Here is a 23797-nt window from a genome sequence, read left to right on the forward strand (position 1 = left end):
CAGTCGACGGTTTTCAAGACCGTTGCCTTAAACCACTCGGCCACACCTCCGTTGCGTTGCGGGCGCCATAATACCTGAATGAAACACACTGTCAAACTCTCTGCATGGCTTGTTACAGAGCGTCTGTTATGATCTTTGCGACTGAACGTTTCAAACCAACAGGAGTGTCGCCATGCGCGAACAGGATTACGCAGTTAATAACAGCGTGCAGGCTGAGCAGCTAGAGGTTAGCCGCGTCCTGCGCAACACTTACGGCCTACTGGCGCTGACCCTCGCATTCAGCGGTGTGATGGCTTTCGTCGCTCAGCAGATGCGTGTTGGCTACCCGAATATTTTCGTGGTGCTGATCGGCTTCTACGGGCTGTTCTTCCTCACCAACAAACTCCGTGATTCCGCGTGGGGCCTGGTGTCGGCGTTTGCGCTGACCGGTTTCATGGGTTTCCTGCTCGGCCCGATCCTCAACCGTTACCTGGGCATGCAGGGCGGCGCTGAAGTCGTCAGCTCGGCGTTCGCGATGACGGCGCTGGTGTTCGGTGGTCTGTCGGCTTACGTGCTGATCACTCGCAAGGACATGAGCTTCCTCGGTGGTTTCATCACCGCCGGTTTCTTCGTCCTGCTGGGTGCAACGCTGGCGAGCTTCTTCTTCCAGATCAGCGGCCTGCAACTGGCGATCAGCGCAGGTTTCGTGCTGTTCTCGTCGGTGTGCATCCTGTTCCAGACCAGCGCCATCATTCACGGCGGCGAGCGTAACTACATCATGGCGACCATCAGCCTGTATGTATCGATCTACAACCTGTTCATCAGCTTGTTGCAGATCTTCGGCATCATGAGCCGCGACGACTGATCGCAGCCTGTGAAGCAACAAAAAACCCGCTTAGGCGGGTTTTTTTTCGGCTGCAGGAAAGCACAGGGGGATTAGTTGATGATGATGCTGCCGTCGGTACTTTGCCGATACAGGGTATAGGGCAGCAGGAGGGTATCGAGTGCTCCGGACACCACCGCGTCAACCAATAATCCTGGGACAGCCGTGTTGTAGTCGTTTGCGTCCTTGCCCTCGCCCAAAGGCGCATGCAGGCTGCAAAAATCGTACATGACACCGCTGTAGATCCGAGGGACTGCGCCGCAATAGGATTTCTGCTTCTTCAAGCCATCCGCTGCCGCCTGATCGCTGCGCACGACCGTCTGAACCGTGCCACAACCCACCAGCATCAACGCTGCCAGCACCATTAACTGAATTCTCATCACCGCCAATCCTTCGCCGGAAAAAACTCAATCTACGCTGAACGTGCAGAAATAGCACTTAGGCCATCGGCGGCAGTCGGCGCTTGACGGGGGTCTTCTTGACGATCGCGGTATTGGTTTCCGCCAAGGTGTTCAAGCGGTCGAGGAGGGTGTCCAGTTGCTCCATCGAGCGCACGTGCAAGCGGGCAATAAAGCAGTCCTCACCGGTGACCTTGTCGCACTCGGTGAATTCGGGGATAGACATGATCTGCCGCTCCACCTCTTGCAATTGCCCCGGCAGTGGCCGCACGCGCACGATTGCCTGCAACTGGTAGCCAAAGCATTTCGGGTCGATCTCGACGGTGTAGCCCTTGAGCACACCACGTTCCTCCAGGCGCCGCAGACGCTCGGCCACGCTGGGCGACGACAACCCGCTGATGTGCGCCAGCGCCTTGAGCGAGCGCCGCGAATCCTCCATCAATGCGCTGATGAGGATCTGATCAATATCGTCGGTCATGGGGAAACTCCTGGATTAGGCAAATGAGCAAAACTACCCACGATAAAAAAGGCAGATGGCGAGTTTAGCCTGCTTTTTGCGCTGGAGCGGTGCCGTGTCGGCTTGGCATACTTTTGCCATGCTTTCGCCTAATGCTCAGGAGATTAATGATGGACAAATCCACCCGTCGCGGCTCGTTGGAGATGACCGCTGCCATGCTGATCTCCGGAACGATCGGCTGGTTCGTGCTGGTGTCCGGGCAACCCGTACTCGACGTGGTGTTCTGGCGCTGCGTATTCGGCGCCGCGACCCTGTTACTGATCTGCGCGGCATTCGGCTTTTTGCGTCCGGGCATTCTGACCCGTACTACCTTTCTGCTCGCCATACTCAGCGGCGTAGCCATCGTCGGCAACTGGTTGCTGCTGTTTGCCTCGTATTCGCGGGCCTCGATTGCCATTGGCACGGCGGTGTACAACGTGCAGCCGTTCATGTTGGTGGGATTGGCGGCGCTGTTCCTTGGCGAAAAGATCACCCTGCAAAAGTTGTTCTGGTTAGGGATTTCTTTTGCCGGAATGCTGGCGATTGTCAGCGCCCAGGGCACACAAGGCGCGAGCGGCAGCGACTATTTGTTGGGCATTGCCCTGGCGTTGGGCGCAGCCTTGCTCTATGCGATCGCGGCACTGATCATCAAGCGCCTGACGGGCACGCCGCCACACCTGATCGCACTGATTCAAGTGTGCACCGGGGTGTTGCTGCTGGCACCGTTCGCGCAGGTCAGCGCGTTGCCGCAGGCGCCGAGCGCCTGGGCTAGCCTGATCACTTTGGGCATCGTACACACCGGCCTGATGTATGTGCTGCTGTACGGCGCGATTCAGAAATTGCCGACGGCGCTGACCGGCGCGCTGTCTTTCATCTACCCGATCGCCGCGATTTTCGTTGACTGGTTCGCGTTCGGCCACCACCTGCAGCCACTGCAATGGCTCGGCGTGGTGGCGATACTGCTGGCGGCTGCGGGCATGCAACAGGGTTGGGGCTTCAAGTCGAGAGCGCGTGTCGTCGCTCGCCCTTAAATGGACTTGATCAGTTCTTTGAACACGCCTTTGAGTTGCTGATTGCCCGCATCGACCAGATGGTTGTCGTCGAAATACAACGGCACGCCGTCCCGCGAGCCCATGCAGTTGCCGTTCGGGCACAGGTAAGGCGTTGGATCGATCACTGTTGCGTTGCACTGCCTGGCGGCGGCTTCAATGGTGAAATTGGCGATTCTGTTGCGTTTTTGATAGTCGACCAGCGGGACGGAAATGTCGGACGTCTGCTGAAACAAACGCTGATTGAGATTCAAGCCTTTGTAAACACTGAAAGGCATTTCGGGGATCGGCCTGACGATGTAAACCGGGTGGTTTTGCGCAATCTCGCACACGGTTTTGCTGTATTCGGCCACATAGGCATCGACAAAAGCCGATTCGCCGGGCGCCACTTGCTCGGGAAAGTGAATGCGGTAGCTGTTGTTTCTGCCTGGATCGGCATACAGCGCCGCCCGACTGAACAGCACCACCGGCACCCCCTGGTATGAGTGTTTCAGCACTTCAAGCTTTTCGTGATTGAAGGCAAGGCACTGGCTTTGCAGAGGCTTGTCGCGCATCTCGAAGTTCTGCAGGGGCGGGCAGCCGCCGCGGGACCACGACAGGGCGGCTTGCGGGTTATCTATCTGTACGGCGGCGGCAGTCGATTGCGCATGACTGTCGCCGAACAAAATCACCGAGACTTCACCCGTGCCCAGTTTGCAGTCCGCCGCCGCGTAGGCGTTCGGGTAGCATTCCTGCGGGTACAACTTGCTGGTGTACTGCGGTTGACCGAGGTCGACAAACGCCAATCGCGCGCCTGGATATTGCTTGACCAGCGATGACGTCATCGCCGCCACGGCAATGACCCCGACCGTCAGTGAGGCAAATTTGAACAGCGTTCGCGGGGCTGTCGAAACCTTCTTGACCTTCGATTCGACACAGTAGAAAGACAGGGCACCCAACAGCAATGAACAAGCGATCGCCCCCAGCACATGCGGCCAACTGCTCAATAGACCACACAGGTACAACAGCACCACCAGCGGCCAGTGCCAGAGGTAAACGGAGTAGGAGATGCTGCCGATAAACTGCAAGACTCTGCTGCGACTGAACAGCGACTGGGTGTTGCCGTAGATCACCAGCATCGTCCCCAGTACGGGCAACAGCGCCAGGTAACCCGGCCAGAGATCATCCTCGGAAAAGCACAGCACGCTGATGAAGATGGCGACCAGGCCCAGGCCTTCGCAGAGTGAACCGTTGCGCTGGCTGAGACGCAGCGGAAACAGGAAGACCAGGCCTCCAGCGATCATTTCCCAGGCGCGCGCCGGCAGCATGTAAAAGGCAAAAATCGGCTTTGTCTGCGACAACACCACCGACGCCCCGAACGAAATCAATGCCAGCACGAGCAGCGCACGTCTGGTTTTTTCTGCGCCCAGGTATTTGTAGAGCCCCATGATCAGCACGGGATAGAGCATGTAGAACTGCCACTCCACCGACAGCGACCACGTGTGCAGAAGCCAGTTCTCGTGCAAGGGCGCGTCGAAATAATTGCCGTCTTTGGCAAACAGGAAATTGGAGCTGAACAGCAGGCTGCTTTTGATCGTGCGGATCGACTCGCGAAAATCGTCCAGCGGCAGGTACACGTATCCGAAGATCAGCAGTGCCACGCACAACGTCAGCAGCGCTGGAATGATCCGCCGGGCTCGGGAGGCGTAGAACCCGAGGAGGGAGAATTTCTGTTGTTGCAGGCCTGTGAAGATGATTCCGGTCATCAGGAATCCGGAAATCACGAAAAACACGTCGACGCCGGCAAACCCGCCGTCAAAACCCTGGATCTTGAAGTGAAAGAGCACCACCGAGAGAACGGCCAGTGCCCGTAACGCATTGATATTCTTCCTGAACTGCATATGTGCATCCATGTCACTGACGTTGCGATCGCGCATTGTAGTGATCATGTCGGCGTTGTTACATGGAAATTATGCCGAGTGGCTCAGATGTTCCAGTGCGGGGCGGTTTTCGCCAGGCGTTGGCGCATTTCGCCGATGTTGGCGGCCAGTTGTCGCGTCAACAGTCGGTAGCCATCCAGCGCGCTGTACACCGGTGCATCGAGGCTGGCGTCGGGCAACTCCATTGGCCGCTCCAACCGCTGCGAGGCGCCGCTCTTCAACGCCCGCGCCATGCCGATCAACTGCACCCGAATCTGCCGATGTTCGGCTTTGAGTGCCGATTGCAGGTGGGCCATGGCTTGCGGATCGCTTGCGTCCGGCCGGGTATTGCCGAGGATCTCCAGGGTGCTGATGCACATGCGCAGGTTGCGCTGGATGGCATCGAGTTCGGTCATGGAGATTCTCACTTCCTTGGACACCGACGGCATCAGTGAACGCAGCTGCACCATCACCGCGCCCAGCCGGCCCATCAGCTTCAAATGTTCGTCAGCGCTGACGGGCTGGCCGCTGATGATGCGTCCGTACACCGTGGCACAGTCGCGCAAGGCATCGGCGAGGTTGTAGCGCCATGAATACACGGCATACAGCGGCAGGGCGAAGGAAAACGCCAAGGCCAGGGCGATGCCGATGAGAATGTCGACGCCGCGCCACAAACCATCGGTGATCGGGTTGTCGCCATGCCCGGCGACGATAAACACGGTGATCGCCGAGAGCAGGGCGGTGTAGCCCCCTTTGCCGATGGCGTGATAAGAGAAAAAACCGCAGACCACCGCCATCGCAAAATACGTCAGCCAGGGCATGCCGAGCCACGCCTGCTGCGCCACCAGCAGCAAACCAACGCCCGCGCCGATCAAGGTGCCGGTCGCCCGTTCCGCAGCTTTCTTGCCAATGTTGCCGTGATGCTGCAAACCGCCGATCACCACCAGCATGGTCACCGAGGCCCATTCACCGTGGGGCAGGTTGATGCCGGTGGTCAGCAGGATGGTTGCCAGCAACCCGAGCGCCACGCGCACCGCATGGATCAGTCGCGCGTGGCGATAACGTCGATAAGGATCAAGCAACGGACGCAGGACACGGCGCAGCAAGGGCGGCAGTCGATGGGTGCTGTAAGTACTCAGTGCGGGCCTCTCGTTATTCGGCTTCAGGTCAATGGAAAGGAAAAATGTAATTCATCCAGGCCGACATGCGCAGCAGGATTTTGCGCATCGCGCCAATATGGTGAAAGTGCTGACTGTACAGCGCCGCCTGCCCATAGGCGCCGCCGGGCATTTGCTTGCTGTACTGGGCGAAGTCGGGATCGGTGATTTCAATGATCACCGGCACGCGCCCGGCGGGCGGCGAACCGGTGTAGCCGATAAGCGTGCCGGAAGGTTGCACCTGGCCTTCGGCGATCACCCCTATGACATTTTTTACCCGGCCGGCAAACACTTTGCCGGGAATGCCGTCGAACGCTACTTCCGCCTCATCGCCCACGGTCAGACGCAGCAGGCTGTTCTGGCGCATCCACGCAGCGAAATACTGGCCTTCTTCGGGGATGAACACCATCGAGGGGCGTAACGGCAACTTGCTCGCCATCATCCCCGGACGCAGCGAAACATGGGTGACAAAGCCTTTGCTTGGTGCGCGGACGGTGGTGTTGTCCAGTTCAAACTGCGCATTGTCCAGTTGTGCCTGCAGATCGTCGGTGCGGGCGATGGCGGCATCCAGTTCACGTTGCGTGCCGAAGTTGCGCCGGATCAGTTCAGTAATCCGGTAGCGATCGCCCTTGGCGGCGATCAGTTGCGCCTTCAGCGACTTCACCCGGTTTTGAAACGGCGTAGGGTCGATGCGAAACAGCACGTCGCCTTTTTCCAGCGGCTCGTTCCCCTTCACCGGCACGTCAATCACCTGGCCGCTAACGATGGGAATGACCGGCACAGAAACGAAGTACGTGCGCGCCACCTCGGAGTAGGGATGGTTGTAGTTCATGGTGAAAATCAAGGCGCCGATCAGCAGAATGCCGCCGAGTACGGCCGTGGGTACCGTCCATTTGTTCAGCGGGATGCGGAAGATCTTGAACAGTGCGACGCAGAACGCGGCGTAAGTCAGGATAAGGAGCAGATCCATGGTGTTCAGCCCTCCCTGTTGTGGGGGGCAGTGGCGTTCAGCGCTTCGAGTCGTTCGATGCGACCTTTTAGTTCGACCACCTGTTGCTCAAGGTGAATGACGTGGTTTTGCACGGATTTGCCGTCACCGAACCCCCAGCCGCGATCTTCTCGATAGGCCATGGCCCAGATCCACAAAAACGGCCAGAGCGCATGCAGCGTGAACAGACTGACCCAGCCAGTGGCATGGATTGCATCCTGATGCGGATGGTTACGGTGGACGGCGATTTCGTACGGAATGTCATGCAACACGATGATCCCGTAAAAAAGCACAAGCCCTACAAACACCAAAATACCTAACGCAAAGTAATCAAGCATGATCAAGCTCCCGGCATCCAGCACAGTGCTGGCATCAGTGTAGACACTGATTGGCCGGGCGCTTGGCCACTTTGGGTCATAACCGGATGCTGTCTCCTTTGTGCTTATTTGCGATCCGGGTGACGGTTGCTCAGAAAATATAATCGGTGGTCAGGAAGCTCGAATCACGGCCGCGAATGATCTCGCTGATCAAGTCCTTGTTACTGTCCTGGAACTTGGTTGCCACCAGCGTACGGATCGAGAATACCCGCAGCGCATCGTGCACCGACAGCGTCCCTTCGGCGGAATTTTTGCGGCCGTTGAACGGGTAAGTGTCCGGGCCGCGCTGGCACTGGGCATTGAGGTTGATCCGTCCGACCTGGTTGGCAAACGTATCGACCAGACGACCCACCGCCACCGGGTTGGTGCCGAAGATGCTCAACTGCTGACCGAAGTCCGACTCCAGCACGTAGTCGATCACGGTGTCGAGATGACGATAGGGCACGATCGGCACAACCGGGCCGAATTGTTCTTCCTGATACACGCGCATCTGCGGGTTCACCGGGTACAGCACCGCCGGGTAGAAGAACGACTCGCGGGATTCGCCACCATTGGGGTTGACCACTTCGGCACCTTTGGCGCGCGCGTCGGCCACCAAGCCATGCAGGTAATCGACCTTGCCCGACTCCGGCAATGGCGTCAGCGACACGCCGCTGTCCCACGGCATGCCCGGCTTCAGCGTGGTCAGTTTGGCGTTGAATTTTTCGATGAAACTGTCGACGACATCTTCGTGGACGAAGAGGATTTTCAGCGCGGTGCAGCGCTGGCCATTGAATGACAGCGAACCGGTGACGGCTTCGCTGACGGCGTTGTCGAGATCGACCTCCGGCAAGACGATGCCCGGATTTTTCGCATCCAGACCCAGCGCTGCACGCAAGCGGTGTGGTTTGGGGTGCAGCTTTTTCAGGTCGCTGGCGGCCTTGTTGGTGCCGATAAACGCGAAGATATCGATCTTGCCGCTGGCCATCAGCGCGCTGACGGTTTCGCGGCCACTGCCGTAGATGACGTTGATCACGCCGGTCGGGAAGCTGTCGCGGAACGCTTCCAGCAACGGACGAATCAACAGCACGCCGAGCTTGGCCGGTTTGAACACCACGGTGTTGCCCATGATCAGCGCCGGAATCAGCGTGGTGAAGGTTTCATTCAGCGGATAGTTGTAAGGGCCCATGCACAGCGCGACGCCGAGCGGCACGCGACGGATCTGGCCGAGGGTGTCCTGTTCCAGCTCGAAACGGCTGGAACGGCGGTCGAGTTCCTTGAGCGCATTGATGGTGTCGACGATGTAATCGCAGGTGCGATCAAACTCTTTTTCCGAGTCCTTGAGGTTCTTGCCGATTTCCCACATCAGCAGCTTCACCACCGCGTCACGTTGCTGACGCATGCGGCCGAGGAACGCTTCGACGTGCTGGATGCGTTCGGCCACGCGCATGGTCGGCCACAGGCCCTGGCCACGGTCGTAGGCGCGCACGGCGGCGTCAAGGGCGGTGAGCGCGGTGTCGGCGTCGAGCAGCGGCGTACTGCCGAGGATGACTTGTTCATCGCCGTTTTCACCGTGCAGATAGACCGGGCTGCGCACGGTGGCGAGCGGGCCGTCCCAGCGGCGCAATTGGCCGTCGACGAGATATTCGCGTTGCTCGACCTGACCGTCGAGGCGATATTTTTCCGGGATGTCGCTGACAGAAGGGAACAGATTGCCAAGGATGTTTGCTGTGGTCATGTCGCTACCCCGTGTTGATGTCCGCATGCAGAGCTAAAAGTCTCTACAGGTTATACGCCTGAATGCGCCGAAATTTAAACCCGCAAATGTCACCCGAATGTCACGCAAACGCGCACAGCAGAGCAGGCCTCCACACATGATCGTTCCCACGCTCTGCGTGGGAATGCCTCAAGGGACGCTCCGCGTTCCAAGCGGACGCAGAGCGTCCAGGGCTGCATTCCCACGCGGAGCGTGGGAACGATCATCTTCAGGTAATGGGCTGGCCCCGTTTGCCCCCCTCAATGTCCCGCAATGCCCTCAACCCGCTGCGGTCGCTGCCTTAAGGTGTGACGACAACAATAAGCGAGGCCGTTATGCGGGCAATCCGACTGACTCTACTGCTGGCCTTGGCCATGGCGCTGCCTGGCTGCGGCGACGACCCTAACCCCCCAGCCAGCGCCAACAGCAACGCCATGCCCAAAGACCCGGCGCTGGCACAGATCTACGCCAACAGTTGCCAGTTGTGCCACGCCAACCCCGCCGCCAACGCGCCACTCACCGGTGACCGCAAAGCCTGGGAGCCGCGCATTCAGCAGGGCACCGACACGCTGCTCGACCACGCCATCAATGGCTACAACGGCATGCCGCCGATGGGCCAGTGCGTCGAGTGCAGCGAAGAACAATTCCTGCAATTGATCGGCTTCATGGCCGACCAGCCCCTCCCACAATAAGGTGCCCGGCATGACCATGGATCTGACACGGCGTCAGTTGTTGCAGCGGGCAAGTATTGTCGGTGCGTTCAGCGCATTGGCGAGCCACCCGGCATTGGGCCAGTTGATGCGCGCGCCACGCCTGATCCCGTGGCGCAACTGGTCGGGCGGGCAGAGTTGCCTGCCGGCGGCGCGGCTGGCACCGAAAAATCTCGACGAACTGACGACCGTCATCAAACAGGCGCAAGGCAAGATTCGCCCGGTCGGTTCAGCGCATTCGTTCAGTGCGCTGGTGCCCACCGACGGCACGCTGTTGTCGCTGAGCTACTTCAACGGTTTGCTCGAGCATGACGCGAAAACCCTGCAAGCCGAATTCGCCGCCGGTACGCCGATGTCACGCATGGGCCAGCCGCTGAAAGACATCGGTCAGGCCCTGCAAAACATGGCCGACATCGATTACCAGACCCTGGCCGGGGCAATCTCGACTTCGACCCACGGTACTGGCAAAAACTTCCAGTCCTACTCGGCCCACGTCTGCGGCATGCAACTGGTAACGGCCAGTGGCGAGGTGCTCGACTGCGATAGCCAACGCCATCCCGAAGTATTCAACGCCGCGCGGGTTTCCCTTGGCGCCCTCGGTGTGGCGACGAAAATCCGCCTGCAAAACCGCCCGGCCTATCGCCTGCGCGAACGCCAATGGATCGCCAAGACCGAAGAGCTGCTCGAAGACATCGACAAGAACACGAGGGAAAACCAGCACTGGGAAATGCTCGTGGTCACTCATTCCGACTACGCCTTGTCCATCGCCCTCAACGAAACCGACGACCCGGCCACGCCGCCGATCAGCCCGGAAGAAGAGGGCGGTAACGAGTTCGTCACCCTGATCGAGAAGATCGACAAGTACGGCAGCGACTTCCCCGACCTGCGCCGCACGATGCTCAACAGCCTGCGCCATCTGGCCAGTTTCGATGATCGCGTCGGCGACTCGTTCGACATCTACGCCAACGTGCGCACCGTGCGGTTCAATGAAATGGAATACTCGGTGCCGGCTGAACATGGCCCGGCGTGTCTGCGCGAGATTCTCAAGCTGATTCAGGACAAGGACCTGCGCACCTGGTTTCCCATTGAGTACCGCTACGTCAAGTCTGACGATATTCCGCTGAGCATGTTCGAGGGCCGCGACAGTTGTTCGATCTCGGTACACCAGCATTACCAGATGGATCATCACAACTTCTTTGCGGCGGTCGAGCCGATCTTCTGGAAGTACAACGGCCGTCCACACTGGGGCAAGTTGCACACGCTCAACGCGAAAAACCTGCAACCGCTGTATCCGCGCTGGCGTGAATTTGTCGATGTACGCCAGGCGCTCGATCCCAGTGGACGCTTTCTCAATGCGCATCTGTCGTCGATTCTGGGGGTGAGCTGATGGCCGTTAATCGACGCAATTTTCTCCTTGGCACATTGGGGGTTGGCGCTTTGCTGGTAGGTGTTGGCGCATGGCTGCGGCCGGGGGATCGCGGCGCGCCGTACGACGATTATTTTCGTGCGCTGAACAATGAGTTGAAGGGTAAAGGTCCGATGCGTCCGGTGCTGCTGATTGATCTGGATCGCCTCGATCACAACATCGATGTGGTGATGCAATCGGTCAAGCGTGGCGGCAAGCAACTGCGCTTGGTGGAGAAGTCGCTGCCGTCACCGGGACTGTTGAGCTACATCGCGCAACGTGCTGGGACGCAAAAATTGATGTCGTTCCATCAGCCGTTTCTCAATCACGATGCTGTCACGTTCCCCCAGTCCGACATTCTGCTCGGCAAGCCGTTGCCGGTGCGTTCGGCAGAGCTGTTTTATCAATCCCACAAAGGCCCGTTCGACCCCTCGAGGCAGCTGCAATGGCTGCTCGACGGGCCGGAGCGCTTGCAGCAATACCTCAAGCTCGCACAGGGTCTGGGCACGCGGATGCGCATCAACATCGAGCTGGACGTCGGCCTGCATCGCGGCGGCGTCAGCGACTTGAATAGGCTGGGGCAGATGCTCACGTTGATCAGCGCCAATCCACAGCATCTGGAATTCGCCGGATTCATGGGTTACGACCCGTTCGTGGGCATGGGCGTGCCGGGTATTCTCGGTTCGCCCGAGGAACTGTTCGCCAAGGTCATGGTGATTTATCAACGTTGCGTCGATTTCACCCGCCAGCAGTTTCCCGCGTTGTGGCATGACGGCTTGTGCCTGAATACCGCCGGCAGCCCGAGTTACCGCATTCACGAAAACGAAAAACTCAGCACGGAAGTGTCGGTGGGCACGGCAATGCTTAAACCGACGCACTATGATTTGCCGTCGCTGACCGAGCACGTGCCAGCGACCTACATCGCCACGCCCGTGCTGAAAAGCACCGGCGCGGTGAACATCCCGGCGCTGGATGACAAGTCGAAACTGTTCTCGTGGTGGGACGCCAACCAGCGCCAGACCTTCTTCATCTACGGCGGCAACTGGATGGCCGAATTCGAATCGCCAGCCGGTCTGCAAAGCAATGGCGTCTACGGCCGCAGCTCCAATCAGGAGATGGTCAACGGCTCCAGTGCCGTTGGCCTGAACATAGAAGATCAAGTCTTCCTGCGCCCGACCCAGACCGAAGCCGTGCTCCTGCAATTTGGCGACCTGCTGGCGGTGCGCAACGGCAAAATCGTCGACACCTGGCCCGTCTACACCTGACCCAAAATCCCCCAAACACCGCAAAAACCTGTGGGAGCTGGCTTGCCAGCGATAGCGGTCTGTCAGGCGAAGTAAAGGGTTGCTGACATGACGCCATCGCTGGCAAGCCAGCTCCCACAGGGTTATCGGTGTCTGTCCCACCTCATTGCCAAATTCGGTAATGAAGCTTTTATGACAAAAGTTCGGTAGCACATCGCCAGTCCGGTCATGCCTATGTAACGCGCTTGAGGAGCCCAACGGGGCGCTTTTCACAAGCCGAGGCGGGACGCCGGGAGTGAGGCAATGGGGACTATGGAACGCTACTCGAAAGTGGGCATGCAGGAACTCGATCAACGCCTGTCGAAGATCGTCGAAGCCGCGCGCAAGAAGCCGGTTTCGGTGTATCGCTACGGCGCGCCGTGGGTCTGGATCGTCTCGCAGGATGACTGGCAGGGCGCCTTGAAAGAGGTCTCCAGCTACATTCCGCCGGGCCATTCGCTGGTGTTGCTGCGCCCGCAGATCGACGACTTGCTCGATGCCCACCGTGACCTCCTGCTCGACCTCGATGCCGAGCCCGGCATGCTGATCCCTGCGCAAACGGTCATGCACATCCTGCTCCTGCAACTGCTGTATTCGGTGCCCAGCGAGCAGCAGTTGTATGAACAGCTCAACTACAACCTGCTGTTCCGCTGGTTCGCAGGTCTTGGTCTGAACCAGAAAGTCTGGAGTTTCAACGTCCTCAGTCGCGACATCACCACGTTGCTCAACGAGCCACGGGCGGTGCTGCTCATTCAAAAAATCATCGGCGAAGTGTTCTGCGGTGCCTTGCTGCAAATGCCCGAGTTCTCGCTGAACTTCGCGCTGTTGCACACGTGGCTGGGCAAGCACGCCTGTGCCCCGCACGTCAGCAATTAACAGCGGCAACACACCAGGCGCGCAAGCGCCAACAGGTCATCGCGAATTCAGGGGGTAGTGTGGAACCGATTTTCAAGTCACGGCTGGCGCTGTGGGGCTGGCTGCTGGTGACGGCGGGCGCGCAGCCGGCATTGGCCGAGGAGGCTGCCGACAACGCAGCGGCGCAGCGTCTGGTCGACGTCAACGAATACTTCGTGCGCGGCAATACCGTGCTCGATGCGCGGGCGATCGAAGAGGCGGTGTACCCGTTTCTCGGCCCGCAAAAAGCCCTCACGGATATCGAAGGCGCGCGCGACGCGTTGCAAAAAGCCTATCAGGAACGCGGCTACCAATCGGTGTTCGTCGAGCTGCCGGAGCAAGCCGTCGCCGACGGCATCGTCTATCTGCAAGTCAGCGAAACCAAGGTCGGCCGCGTGCGTGTGGTCGGCGCCAAACACTATTCGCCGCTGGACATTCGCGACGACGTCCCGGCGCTGAAAGAGGGTGAGGTGCCGGACTTTGCCAAGGTTCAGGGTGAACTGGCGCAGCTCAATAAAACCCCGGGCCGGCAAGTCATGCCGCTGGTGCGCGAAGGTCAGCGTCCCGGCACCATGGACGTCGATTTGCAGGTCGAGGATCAGAACCCGTGGACCGCCAGCGTCGGCCTCAACAACGATTACAGCGCCGACACGGAAAAGCTGCGCACCGTCACCAGCCTCGGCTACAACAACCTTTGGCAGCTCGGCCACAGCGTCAACCTGACGTTCTTCACCGCGCCACAGGAAACCGACAACGCCAAGGTCTGGTCGGGCTCCTACAGCGCGCCGCTGACCGATCGCTGGAGCGTGCAGTTCTCCGGTTACCAGTCCGACAGCAACGTCGCCACCATCGGCGGCAGCAACGTGCTCGGCAAGGGCCACAGCTACGGCGTGTCGGCGATTTATACGCTGCCATCGAGCGGTAACTGGTCGAACTCGTTGTCGGCCGGCATCGACTTCAAGGACTTCGACGAACGCCTGACCCTCTCCGGCGAAAGCGACAAAGTCCCACTGCAATACGCGCCGTTCACCTTCGCCTACAACGGCTATCGCTACACCGAGAAGAGCCAGCTCGGCCTCGGTCTGAGCCTGGTTGCCGCCACTCGCAGCATCTTCGGCTACGGCAGCTCCGACGAAGACTTCGACTACAAACGCTACCGCGCCAAACCGAGTTTCGCCGTGCTCAAGGGTGACACCCATTACACCTGGACCTTCGACAGCGACTGGCAGAGCGCAAGCAAAGCCGCGTTCCAGCTCGCCTCCGGGCCGTTGGTTTCCAACGAACAATTCTCCGCCGGTGGCGCCACTTCAGTACGCGGCTATCTGGCTGCCGAACGCACCGGCGATGACGGTTTGCTGCTCAGTCAGGAACTGCGCACGCCATCACTGGCCAAGTACGCCGGCACATGGATGCAGGACTGGCGCTTCTACGCCTTCGCCGAAGGCGCGCAACTGTACCTGCGCGACGAGCTGCCGGATCAGGACGCCAGTTATGCCTTGGCCAGCGTCGGCCTCGGCACCCGCGCCAGCCTGAGCAAATGGCTGTCCGGCAGCCTCGACTGGGGCTACCCGCTACTCGAAGGGCCGAACACCTCGAAACAGGAATCGCGCCTGCACTTCAACCTTCAAGCCACTTTCTAAAGGAGCACGTTCATGCAGCGCCTCATTCTTTCGTTGTTGATCTGCCTGGGCTTCGTGCTCCCGGCCACGGCTCAGGCGTGGTGGCAGGACGACTGGCACTACCGCAAACAGATTGCCGTCGACACCACGCCACAAGGTGCGGCGATCAATCAGGCCCTCGGCCGTACGGCGCTGCTGGTGCGCCTGCACACCGGCAACTTCACCTTTGACGGCGTGAAGGAGGACGGCTCGGACCTGCGCTTCGTCGCCGCCGATGACAAGACTGTTCTCAACCACCAGATCGAAAGTTTCGACGCGCTGATGGGCATGGCGCTGATCTGGGTCGATGTGCCGAATGTCGAGGGCGGTCAGCGCCAGGACATCTGGATGTATTACGGCAATCAAAAGGCCCCGGCGACCGGCAACGGCCAACTGACCTTCGACCCCAATTACACCGCGCTCTATCACTTTGACGGCGCCACCGGCACCCCGGCCAAAGACACCACCGCCTATGGCAACACGGCGCAAAGTGCGACCGGCGCGGCGATTGACGGTGTAGTAGGGCGCGCGTTGCAGTTCAGCGGTCAGCCGTTGTTGTTGCCGGCCAGCCCTTCGCTGCAACACAACGCTGGCAGTGCGTTCACCTTCAGCGCCTGGCTGCGACTGGATCAGGCCAATGGCGAGCAACTGATTCTCGCCCGTCGTGAAGGCGCCAACAGCCTGTTGATCGGTACGAACCAAGGTGTGCCGTTTGTAGAGATCGATGGCCAACGCGCCGTCGCCACACAGGCGCTGAATCCTGGCCAATGGCAACACGTTGCACTGACCGCTGAAGGTGCCAAAGTCACCCTGTACATCAATGGCCGCGAAGGCGCGACCCTCGCTCAGGCGATGCCGGCCTTCAACTCGGTCATGGCCATCGGCGCCGATCTGCACGAAGGTCCGTTCCAGCCGTTCGTGGGCGCCATCGACGAACTGCGCCTGTCGAAAGTCGCCCGTCCGGCACCGCTGTTGCTGGCTGACGCTACCTCGCAAGGCGCCGAGTCGAAACTGGTCGCTTACGGTGTCGACGAAGAGCAGTCCGGTTTCGGTTTCGGCAGCCTCGGTTTCCTGCTCAACGCGGTGCCCATCGACGCCTGGGTGATCATCGCCGTGCTGGTGCTGATGATGTTCCAGTCGTGGATCATCATGCTGCGCAAGAACCGCAGCCTCAGCCGCGTGTCTGCCGCCAACGAAGACTTCCGCGTGCAATTCGCCAAGGTCGGCACGCGTCTGGAGATGTTCGCCGACGACGCGCAACTCGCCCAGCGTTTGCAGCATTCGTCGCTGTGGCGCCTGTACCTGGTGGCCGTCAAAGAGATCCGCACCCGCCGCGAGCAGGGCGCCGATACCTCGTCGGTTTCGGCGGCGACCATCGAAGCGATCCGCTGCTCCATGGACGGCGTGCGTACCCGCGAAAACCAGCAGCTCAGCTCGAAACTCTCGACCCTGTCCAACGCCATCGCCGGTGGCCCGTACATCGGCCTGCTCGGCACAGTGCTGGGGATCATGGTGGTGTTCCTCGGCACCGCGATGGCCGGCGATGTCAACATCAATGCCATCGCGCCGGGCATGGCTGCCGCTTTGCTCGCCACCGCCATGGGCCTGTTCGTCGCGATCCCGGCGCTGTTTGGCTACAACCGCCTGATCACCCGCAACAAGGAAGTCAGCGCCGACATGCGCGTGTTCGTCGACGAGTTCATCACCCGGCTGGCGGAGATGCACGGCGAGAGCCAGTTCAGTGAGGCCTCGCATCAGCGCGGCCATCACGCCAACCATTCCGTACCGGCCTGAGGAGCACTGACATGGCGTCCGTAAATGCCTCCCACGACGATGACGAAGATGCCGCGGTGGACAGCATCAACATTACCCCGCTGGTCGACGTGCTGATGGTGGTGCTGGTGATGTTCATCCTCACCGCCACTGCACAGGTCTCCGGGATCCAGATCAACCTGCCCAAGGCCAGCGCCTCCGTGTCGCTGTCCGAGGCCAAGACCAAGGCGATCTCGGTCAACGACGGCGGTCAGGTGTTCCTCGACGCTTACCCGGTGACGCTGGCCGAGCTGGAAGAACGCCTGCGCATCGAGAAGGCGCAGAGCCCGGACTTCCCGGTGATCGTGCGCGGCGACGCGACGGTGCAATACCAGAAAGTCATCGAAGTGCTGGACCTGTTGCGCCGGCTCGAACTGTCCCAGGTCGGTCTTGTGACCGGCAAACCGAGTCAGGGCTGAGTCATGACTGCACAACTCCCGATCGAGCCGCTGCCGGTGAAAAAACCAGCGCTGCGTTACGCGAAGTGGGGCGCCGGATTGCTGATCGGCGCGCTCGCCGCGTGGTTCCTGTGGCAGTGGGCGAATGACATGAGCGGCATCCGCCGCGAAGCGCCGAAGGTGCCGACGATCATTCCGTTGCCGCCACCACCTCCACCGCCGCCGGAGAAACCGCCGGAGCCAGAAACCCCGGTCGAAGAAAAAGTCGTCGAGCCGGAACCGACACCCGAGCCAGAAGAGGTCAAGCCCGAAGAGGAAGCCCCGCCATCACCGGCGGACGATCTGGCCAACCCGATGCAAATGGACGGCGACGCTCAGTCCGGTAACGACGCTTTCAACATCGGCGCGGGCAAGGGCGGCGGCATGGCTGGCACTGGTGGTGGGCGTTTGGGCACGGGGACGTACAGCCAGTTTCTGGCGTTCACCTTCCAGCGTTTGCTGCGCGAGAACCCCGAGCTGCGCAACCTCGCGTTCTCGTTGCAGGCCGATGTGTGGCTGAGCAGCGTCGGCGAGATCACCCGCGTCGAACTGATCAAGTCCAGCGGCAATCCCGAGATTGATACGCAGGTGCTGGCCGCGCTACGCGGTGCCCCGGCCCTGAGCGAACGGCCTCCGGCCTCCATCACTTTGCCTGTGCGCCTGTCCCTGCAAGGGCGGCGTCCGGGTTAACCCTCATTTTTAAAGCTTCGCCAAAAGGAGTTGTGTGCAGATGATTTCCAACGTGAATCGATTGTCCCTGGCGGTCGGCATGGTCATCGCGACCCTGGTCGGTCAGGCCGCGGCAGCGCCTGCGCCCGCGCCCTCGGAGAACGCCACGATCAATCTGATCCGCTTGCTGGTCGAGCAGGGCATTTTGAAACAGGACAAGGCCGACGCACTGATCGCTCAGGCGCAGAACGAAGCGGCCCAGGCTAAACAGGCTGCGGCATCCACCGCTGTGGCGGCGGGGCCAGTGGCGGCGCCGGGCGATGTGCGTGTGCAATACGTGCCGGCCGCGGTGCGCGACCAGATCCGCGATCAGGTCAAGGCCGAAGTCATGGCCACCGCCAAACAGGAAAACTGGGCCGCGCCCAACAGCTTTCCGGAATGGGCTGCGCGCATCAGTTTCGACGGCGACATTCGCCTGCGTGACGAATCGCGCTACTACTCGGATAACAACAGCAACGAAATCGTCGACTTCGCCAAGCTCAATAACAACGGCCCGTACGACGTAAACCCCAACAGCAGCACCAGCCTGCCGCCGCTGCTCAACACCCGCGAAGACCGCACCAATCAGTTCCGCATCCGCGCACGGCTGGGCATGAAAGCGCTGATCTCGCCGGAATGGACCGCCGGTATTCGCATCGGCACCGGCTCGGACAACAACCCGGTATCGACCACGCAAAGCCTCGGCGGTGGTTTCGCCAAGAAGGACATCTGGCTCGATCAGGGTTACCTCAACTGGAAGCCGACGGATGAGCTGACCCTGACCGGCGGGCGCTTCGCCAACCCGTTCATGTCCACCGACATGCTCTATTCCAACGACTTGAATTTCGACGGTGTGGCGGCGATTTTCGACCACAAGCTCAACCGCGATTGGGGCGTGTTCGGCACCGTCGGCGCGTTCCCGGTGGACTACACCAACGACACCACCAGCAGCAACGGTTTCGACAAGGAAGAGAGCGACAACAAGTGGCTGTACGGTGCGCAAGTCGGCGCCAAGTGGGCGATCAACAGCAACAACCGCCTGAAGGGCGCACTGGCTTACTACCGTTTCGACGACATTCAGGGCGAACGCTCCAGCCCTTGCGAACCGTGGGCCGGCGCGCCGGGTTGCGACAGCGATGGCAGCCGCGCGGCGTTCATGCAGAAGGGCAACAGCGTGTTCCTGCTGCGCGACATCACCCCGAACCCGCTCAACCCGAGCACCACGCCGCAACCGCAATACGTCGGCCTGGCCTCCGAGTTCAACCTGCTTGATCTCAACGTGGTGTGGGACGCCGACCTGCCGCAAGACTTCAAGTTGCGCAGCCAGGGCAACTACATCCACAACTTGAGCTACGACGAAGGCGACATGCGCAAGCGCTCGGCCGGGCAGATCGTCAACAACCTCGACAGCAACGGCAACATCGAAAGCGGCGCCAATGCGTGGATGGTGCAGTTCACCCTCGGCAGTGCGCTGGAGCTGAAGAAGCAGGGCGACTGGAACATGTTCGCCGGCTACAAATACATCCAGCCGGATGCCTTGCCGGACGGTTTCAACGACTCGTCGTTCCACCTCGGCGGCACCAACGCCAAGGGCTATTTCATCGGCGGCAACTACGGTCTGGCGAAGAACGTTTATGCGACCGGTCGCTGGATGAGTACCGAAGCGGTGTACGGCGCGCCGTTCGACATCGACGTCTTGCAGCTTGAGCTCAACACGCGCTTCTAAGGCGCCGGGAGAGGGTTATGAAAACGCGTTTGTTATCGCTTGGGCTTGGATTGTTGATCGCCACCGGGGCGAGTGCCGAAGGCATGGAAGAGCGCTTGCGCACCCAGTTGCGCAGCACCGCCCAGCAGTTGCAGGCCCTGCAAAGCCAGCAGGCCCAGGCCAGCGCCGCGCAACTGGCGGCGCAGAACGAGGTCAAGGCGGCGCAGGCGCAGATCAAGCAATTGACCGCCGAACTGGCCAAGGCCAAAGGCGTCGCCGAGCAACTCGCCGGGCAGCAACAGAGCCTGCACAGCCAGGCGCAGGCGCAAGTGGCGGCCAGCGCCGAGCAGACCGGCAAGTTCAAAAAAGCCTATGACGAGCTGTTGGTCATGGCCCGTGCCAAAGAGGCAGAACGGTCTAAGCTTCAAGCGCAATTGACTGAACGTGACACACAAGTGCAGCAATGTTCAGTCAAGAATCAGCAGATGTACGGCGTCGCCAAACAGATCCTCACCGCCTACGAAAACATCGATGTGGCCGAGGTGATGAAGATCCGCCAGCCCTTCGCGGGCAGCGCCCGGGTCAAGTTCGATGAATTGGCCCAGGGGTTCGGTGATGACCTTTACAAGACTCAATTCGACGCGCCGCAAGCCGCGCTCTCGCACTGATTTAAAAGACGGATAAACAAGGAAGAAACGATGACTCAATTGATCACCCACGTATCGCCAAAATCCCTGACCGAAGTCCTGCAGGCCGCCGGTTATCGCGTCAACGAAACCGAGCAGAACGGCATCGTCCAGTTGCTCAGCGCCAGCCAGGGCATTGGTTACGCCGTGCGTTTCGGCAATCCGGCGGTGGAGCAGGGCAGCTACGTCGATTTCACCTTCAGCTGTGCACTGCGCGTGCAGGGTGAGTTGCCCAAGGGAGTGGCCGAGCAGTGGAACGCCACGCGCCGTTTCGCGCGGTTGTCGTTGCAGGGCGAGTTTCTGGTGATGGAAATGGACGTAGTGGTGGCCGCGGGTGTGAGCAACGATCATCTGCGCGGCAATCTGGAACTGTGGGATCGCCTGTTGCAGGAGTTCATCGTTTATCTGCGTGATTTCACTCAGGCCGGTACGGCGCAAACCGCGAAAGTCGCCGTCGCCGAGCAAGAGGAAGTCGCGCTGTGAAAAAGCCTGTCATGGTGATCAGCGCCGCTGCGGTGGCGCTGTTGGTGGTGGCCGTGGCGCTGGTGGTGCGACCGGGCAGTGACCCGGTCGCCGCGCAGCAATCGTCGCCGCTGGCGGCGGTTGCTACGGGGCCAGCGGTGGCGCGTCTGGGTAATCAGCAGGTGTCGCCTGAGGAATTGCAGGCATTGCTGGCGACAGTTTCACCGGAAACCCGCGAGCAATTGCGCGGTAATCGTGAAGCGCTGGAACGCTGGCTTCGTGCGCGTCTGGCCGAGAAAGCGGTGCTGGAACAGGCTGATGCGCAAGGCTGGGCACAGCGTCCGGATGTGGCGCGGCAGACCCGTGCAGCCACCGAGCAGATCGTCTTTCGTGATTACTTGCGCTCGGTCAGCGAAGTGCCCAAGGACTACCCGAGTGCGGCTGAATTGCAGCAGGCCTATGACGCCGGAAAGTCGAATTGGCAGACCCCGGCGTTGTACCGGGTCAGTCAGATTTTCCTCGGGGTGAGTGATCCGCAAGCGCTGGAAGCGGTGCGCAAACAGGCTACGGAGTTGAGCAAAAAAGCTCAGGCGATGCCGGCGGAATTTGCTGCACTGGCGACTCAATATTCGCAGGATCGAGTGACCGCTGAACGCGGCGGTGATAGCGGTTTGCAGCCGTTGCAACAACTGGTGCCGGAAGTACGTGGCGCCGTCGCTCGGCTCAAGGTCGGCGCCGTTTCCGAGCCCGTGCAAAGCGCTGCCGGGTTTCACGTGATCAAACTCACCGAGCAACAACCGGCGCGCACGGCGAGCCTTGATGAATTGCGCGATCAACTGACCCAGGCCCTGCGCGGCCAGCGTCAGGAACAGATCGCCCAGGCCTACCTGGACGGCATGCTCAACACCGCCACGCTGAGCATCGACGGCGCCGAACTCAACAAAGTCCTCGAGGCAAAACGCTGATTTCGCCATCACTGCATCCCCCTGTGGGAGCTGGCTTGCCAGCGATGGCGGAGTGTCAGGCACAAGTGGAGTTGGATGTGCCGACCTCATCGCTGGCAAGCCAGCTCCCACACGGGGATGTGTGGACATCCAAAAAATACAAAGATCGACAGGGAGTCATCGATGTCATTCACCGAACCCGCAGGACGACAGGGCAGCGCCGAGTATCGTTGGGCGCAGGACAAAGGCGATTGCTGGCTGGAGCATGCCGCAACGATCGATGCCGAGATTGCGCAATATTTTCTGGTGAGCGCCCGCTGCGGCTGCTTCATGCAGGCGGCGCGCAGCCTCAACGTGCGTTCGACCCTGCTGCGCAAACAACTGGCGCAGCTCGAACAAGACCTGCAGCACTCGTTGTTCAGCTTTCAGGGCAGTGCCCTGAGCCTGACTCGCGAAGGCCAGCAATTGCAGGCCAGACTGGTGGCGTTGGCCCACGAGCGCACATTGCCGGTGGTCGAACAACCGCTGATTCGCCTGGCCGTCGCCGAATCGATCCTGCATGACATCCTCGGCCGTGATCTGATCGCTTTGCTGCGCCGCAACGCCAGTGTGCGTCTGGACATTATCGCGCTGGACAGCGAGTTGTCCTTGCGCGCGGTCAGCGCCGATGTCGTGCTCTGGCTGGCCCACGGTGAAACCCCGCATCCCGGGCCGACCTTCGCAACGGGTGCAGCGCAACGCCTGGCGCGCCTGGACTATCTGCCGCACATCGCCAAACGCTACTCCCGCGTCACCGCACGCCCGGACACTACCGACGATCTGGCCGATTTCATGCTGGTGCAATGGCAACATGATCGACAGATCGACAGCTTTCGCCCCTGGAATACGCTGGTTGAACAACGGCTGGCCGGCGTGGTGCAAATGCAATCTTACGAGCTGATGCTGGAGATGATTCGCTGCAGCGCGTGCATCGGTTTGCTGCCGACCTACATGAGTCGCTTTGATCGGGGACTGGTGGCGTTGCCGGGCCTGTTCGACGAACCCATGCAGTTACAGGCATGGCTGGCGGTGAATGCCGAATCCGAGCGGGTACCCGAAGTGCAAACCCTGATCGAGCTGATCCACCACACCTTCAACGAGCGCCGGGAGTGGTTTCAGGCGTGAAGCGGGTCGGGGTTGCCCGACGCCGGCGTCAGTCACCTGGCAATCAGTGACCGCCGAGGTTTTCGTCAACCGTCTGCACGGACGACCACGGCGTATCGGGGTCCGGACCGTTACCCAGTTGATCGGTGACGGTGAAGGAGAAGCTGAGTTTGCGATCCACACGCCTGGCCTTGTCGAGAAACGCGCGGTCGACAGTCAGGAGAATGCTTGTAGGTGCCGCCGAACCGGGGTTCGGCGGCTGCGGCGCTTCGTCTTTGCTTACGCTGACGTTGAGGTGTTCATCGTTGCATTTCAGGCTGATGCGGTCATAGGCGCGGCAGTAGGGGTAGGACACGCGGAGCTGCGCGCTGACGAAATCTGCGCCGACGCCGTTTTTGATGGCGTCGGGAAGCACCAGGGCCAGTTCGGAGTGTCCGCCCGGGTAGCGCGTTTGATGTTTCAAGCCTGGGCGGATGGCGTTGTAAAGAACCCTCAATGCAGGTTCGGAAGTGCCGATGTGCTGGCGCTTGCGCTCGACCGTGTAATACAGCTCGTTTATCCGGTCAGGCTGTAACCGACCGGTGGGAATACGCAGAAAAATACAAGCGTCCGGGTCCTCAACCGCTTGTGCGCTTAGCAAGGCGGCTTGTCCTTGCAGCCACAGGGTCATGACATCACCTGATTTGAGTGTGCCTGACAATGGCGGATCGACCTTGACCTCGGCACCTTTGCCATCACTGACCAGGTCGTAGGCGTTCAGCGGCACACCGATATGTGCGCCTTCGACGGGAGTGGTCTGGCCCTTGACCCTTGGCGGGTAAAAAATGCTGACGACGAACGTATCGGGTGTGGTCACTGAAGGACGCTCCTGTGTATGCGCGGCAGGACTTATCAAAGCGTTTTTTGCGGGGGAATGCACCTGTCAGGTCTGACAGGTGGGGCGAGTTTGTGCCCGGCAGTGAACTGTTTTGAGTTGAGAGTCTTGAACAA

23 protein-coding genes are annotated in these 23797 nt (G+C 60.3%); 15 read left to right on the forward strand and 8 right to left on the reverse strand.

The annotated features are described in order from the left end of the window. Window positions 1–172: 172 nt before the first annotated feature. A complete protein-coding gene (locus PMI37_RS13125; protein WP_008081508.1) occupies window positions 173–844 on the forward strand; it encodes a Bax inhibitor-1/YccA family protein in 672 nt (223 codons plus the stop codon). 71 nt (window positions 845–915) lie between these two features. Here the strand turns inward: PMI37_RS13125 and PMI37_RS13130 are convergent, their stop codons facing one another. Beyond that, window positions 916–1242 carry a YceK/YidQ family lipoprotein gene (locus PMI37_RS13130; protein ID WP_008081509.1) on the reverse strand — a complete coding sequence of 109 codons (327 nt, stop codon included), beginning with the start codon at window positions 1240–1242 and terminating at the stop codon, window positions 916–918. A gap of 58 nt (window positions 1243–1300) precedes the next feature. Further along, complete coding sequence (locus PMI37_RS13135; protein WP_008081511.1) at window positions 1301–1738, reverse strand: Lrp/AsnC family transcriptional regulator; 438 nt, start codon at window positions 1736–1738, stop codon at window positions 1301–1303. Between the two features lie 149 nt (window positions 1739–1887). Between PMI37_RS13135 and PMI37_RS13140 the strand changes: the two genes are divergently transcribed. Then, on the forward strand, window positions 1888–2787 hold the full coding sequence (locus PMI37_RS13140; RefSeq protein ID WP_008081514.1) for a DMT family transporter: 900 nt from the start codon (window positions 1888–1890) through the stop codon (window positions 2785–2787). Here PMI37_RS13140 and PMI37_RS13145 read toward each other — a convergent pair. The 5 genes from PMI37_RS13145 to PMI37_RS13165 form a co-directional block, all read right to left on the reverse strand. Continuing rightward, window positions 2784–4685: an acyltransferase family protein gene (locus PMI37_RS13145; protein WP_045123133.1), complete on the reverse strand. Its 1902-nt coding sequence runs from the start codon at window positions 4683–4685 to the stop codon at window positions 2784–2786. The genes PMI37_RS13140 and PMI37_RS13145 overlap by 4 nt on opposite strands. Window positions 4686–4768: 83 nt before the next feature. Further along, window positions 4769–5809, reverse strand: coding sequence for an FUSC family protein (locus PMI37_RS13150; protein WP_008081518.1), 1041 nt, complete (start codon window positions 5807–5809; stop codon window positions 4769–4771). Window positions 5810–5870: 61 nt separating this feature from the next. Next, the gene (locus PMI37_RS13155; RefSeq protein WP_008081519.1) at window positions 5871–6830 is read right to left on the reverse strand and encodes an HlyD family secretion protein; all 960 of its coding nucleotides are present in this window, start codon (window positions 6828–6830) and stop codon (window positions 5871–5873) included. A gap of 5 nt (window positions 6831–6835) precedes the next feature. Continuing rightward, window positions 6836–7186: a DUF3302 domain-containing protein gene (locus PMI37_RS13160; RefSeq protein WP_008081520.1), complete on the reverse strand. Its 351-nt coding sequence runs from the start codon at window positions 7184–7186 to the stop codon at window positions 6836–6838. A 130-nt stretch (window positions 7187–7316) separates the two neighbouring features. Then, on the reverse strand, window positions 7317–8942 hold the full coding sequence (locus PMI37_RS13165; protein ID WP_008081521.1) for an NADP-dependent glyceraldehyde-3-phosphate dehydrogenase: 1626 nt from the start codon (window positions 8940–8942) through the stop codon (window positions 7317–7319). A gap of 353 nt (window positions 8943–9295) precedes the next feature. Between PMI37_RS13165 and PMI37_RS13170 the strand changes: the two genes are divergently transcribed. From PMI37_RS13170 to PMI37_RS13230, 13 genes are all read left to right on the forward strand, one after another. Further along, window positions 9296–9652 carry a c-type cytochrome gene (locus PMI37_RS13170; protein ID WP_008081522.1) on the forward strand — a complete coding sequence of 119 codons (357 nt, stop codon included), beginning with the start codon at window positions 9296–9298 and terminating at the stop codon, window positions 9650–9652. A 76-nt stretch (window positions 9653–9728) separates the two neighbouring features. Next, window positions 9729–11057, forward strand: coding sequence for a D-arabinono-1,4-lactone oxidase (locus PMI37_RS13175; protein ID WP_162130777.1), 1329 nt, complete (start codon window positions 9729–9731; stop codon window positions 11055–11057). 74 nt (window positions 11058–11131) lie between these two features. Further along, entirely contained in the window at window positions 11132–12340 is a 1209-nt protein-coding gene (locus tag PMI37_RS13180; RefSeq protein ID WP_162130778.1) for a DSD1 family PLP-dependent enzyme, read from the forward strand. 282 nt (window positions 12341–12622) lie between these two features. Next, window positions 12623–13234 (forward strand): transposase, encoded by a 612-nt coding sequence (locus PMI37_RS13185; protein ID WP_008081526.1) that lies wholly within the window; start codon window positions 12623–12625, stop codon window positions 13232–13234. A gap of 59 nt (window positions 13235–13293) precedes the next feature. Next, on the forward strand, window positions 13294–14892 hold the full coding sequence (locus PMI37_RS13190) for a ShlB/FhaC/HecB family hemolysin secretion/activation protein (RefSeq protein ID WP_008081527.1): 1599 nt from the start codon (window positions 13294–13296) through the stop codon (window positions 14890–14892). 12 nt (window positions 14893–14904) lie between these two features. Continuing rightward, the gene (locus tag PMI37_RS13195) at window positions 14905–16704 is read left to right on the forward strand and encodes a DUF2341 domain-containing protein (protein ID WP_008081528.1); all 1800 of its coding nucleotides are present in this window, start codon (window positions 14905–14907) and stop codon (window positions 16702–16704) included. 11 nt (window positions 16705–16715) lie between these two features. Then, a complete protein-coding gene (locus PMI37_RS13200) occupies window positions 16716–17141 on the forward strand; it encodes an ExbD/TolR family protein (protein WP_007915482.1) in 426 nt (141 codons plus the stop codon). A gap of 3 nt (window positions 17142–17144) precedes the next feature. Next, complete coding sequence (locus PMI37_RS13205) at window positions 17145–17849, forward strand: energy transducer TonB family protein (protein WP_007915486.1); 705 nt, start codon at window positions 17145–17147, stop codon at window positions 17847–17849. Window positions 17850–17889: 40 nt separating this feature from the next. Beyond that, entirely contained in the window at window positions 17890–19593 is a 1704-nt protein-coding gene (locus PMI37_RS13210; RefSeq protein WP_008081529.1) for a putative porin, read from the forward strand. A 17-nt stretch (window positions 19594–19610) separates the two neighbouring features. Further along, a complete protein-coding gene (locus tag PMI37_RS13215) occupies window positions 19611–20240 on the forward strand; it encodes a hypothetical protein (protein ID WP_008081530.1) in 630 nt (209 codons plus the stop codon). A gap of 30 nt (window positions 20241–20270) precedes the next feature. Then, window positions 20271–20741, forward strand: a complete 471-nt coding sequence (locus tag PMI37_RS13220; RefSeq protein WP_008081531.1) for a YbjN domain-containing protein — start codon at window positions 20271–20273, stop codon at window positions 20739–20741. After that, window positions 20738–21685, forward strand: a complete 948-nt coding sequence (locus tag PMI37_RS13225; protein ID WP_008081532.1) for a peptidylprolyl isomerase — start codon at window positions 20738–20740, stop codon at window positions 21683–21685. Before PMI37_RS13220 ends, PMI37_RS13225 begins: the two co-directional genes overlap by 4 nt. A gap of 162 nt (window positions 21686–21847) precedes the next feature. Beyond that, window positions 21848–22828, forward strand: a complete 981-nt coding sequence (locus tag PMI37_RS13230) for a LysR family transcriptional regulator (protein WP_008081536.1) — start codon at window positions 21848–21850, stop codon at window positions 22826–22828. A 43-nt stretch (window positions 22829–22871) separates the two neighbouring features. Here PMI37_RS13230 and PMI37_RS13235 read toward each other — a convergent pair whose 3' ends face one another. Beyond that, window positions 22872–23663, reverse strand: coding sequence for a hypothetical protein (locus PMI37_RS13235; RefSeq protein ID WP_008081538.1), 792 nt, complete (start codon window positions 23661–23663; stop codon window positions 22872–22874). Between the last annotated feature and the right edge of the window lie 134 nt (window positions 23664–23797).

It is taken from the genome of Pseudomonas sp. GM80 (genome assembly GCF_000282515.1).
Taxonomy (GTDB): domain Bacteria; phylum Pseudomonadota; class Gammaproteobacteria; order Pseudomonadales; family Pseudomonadaceae; genus Aquipseudomonas.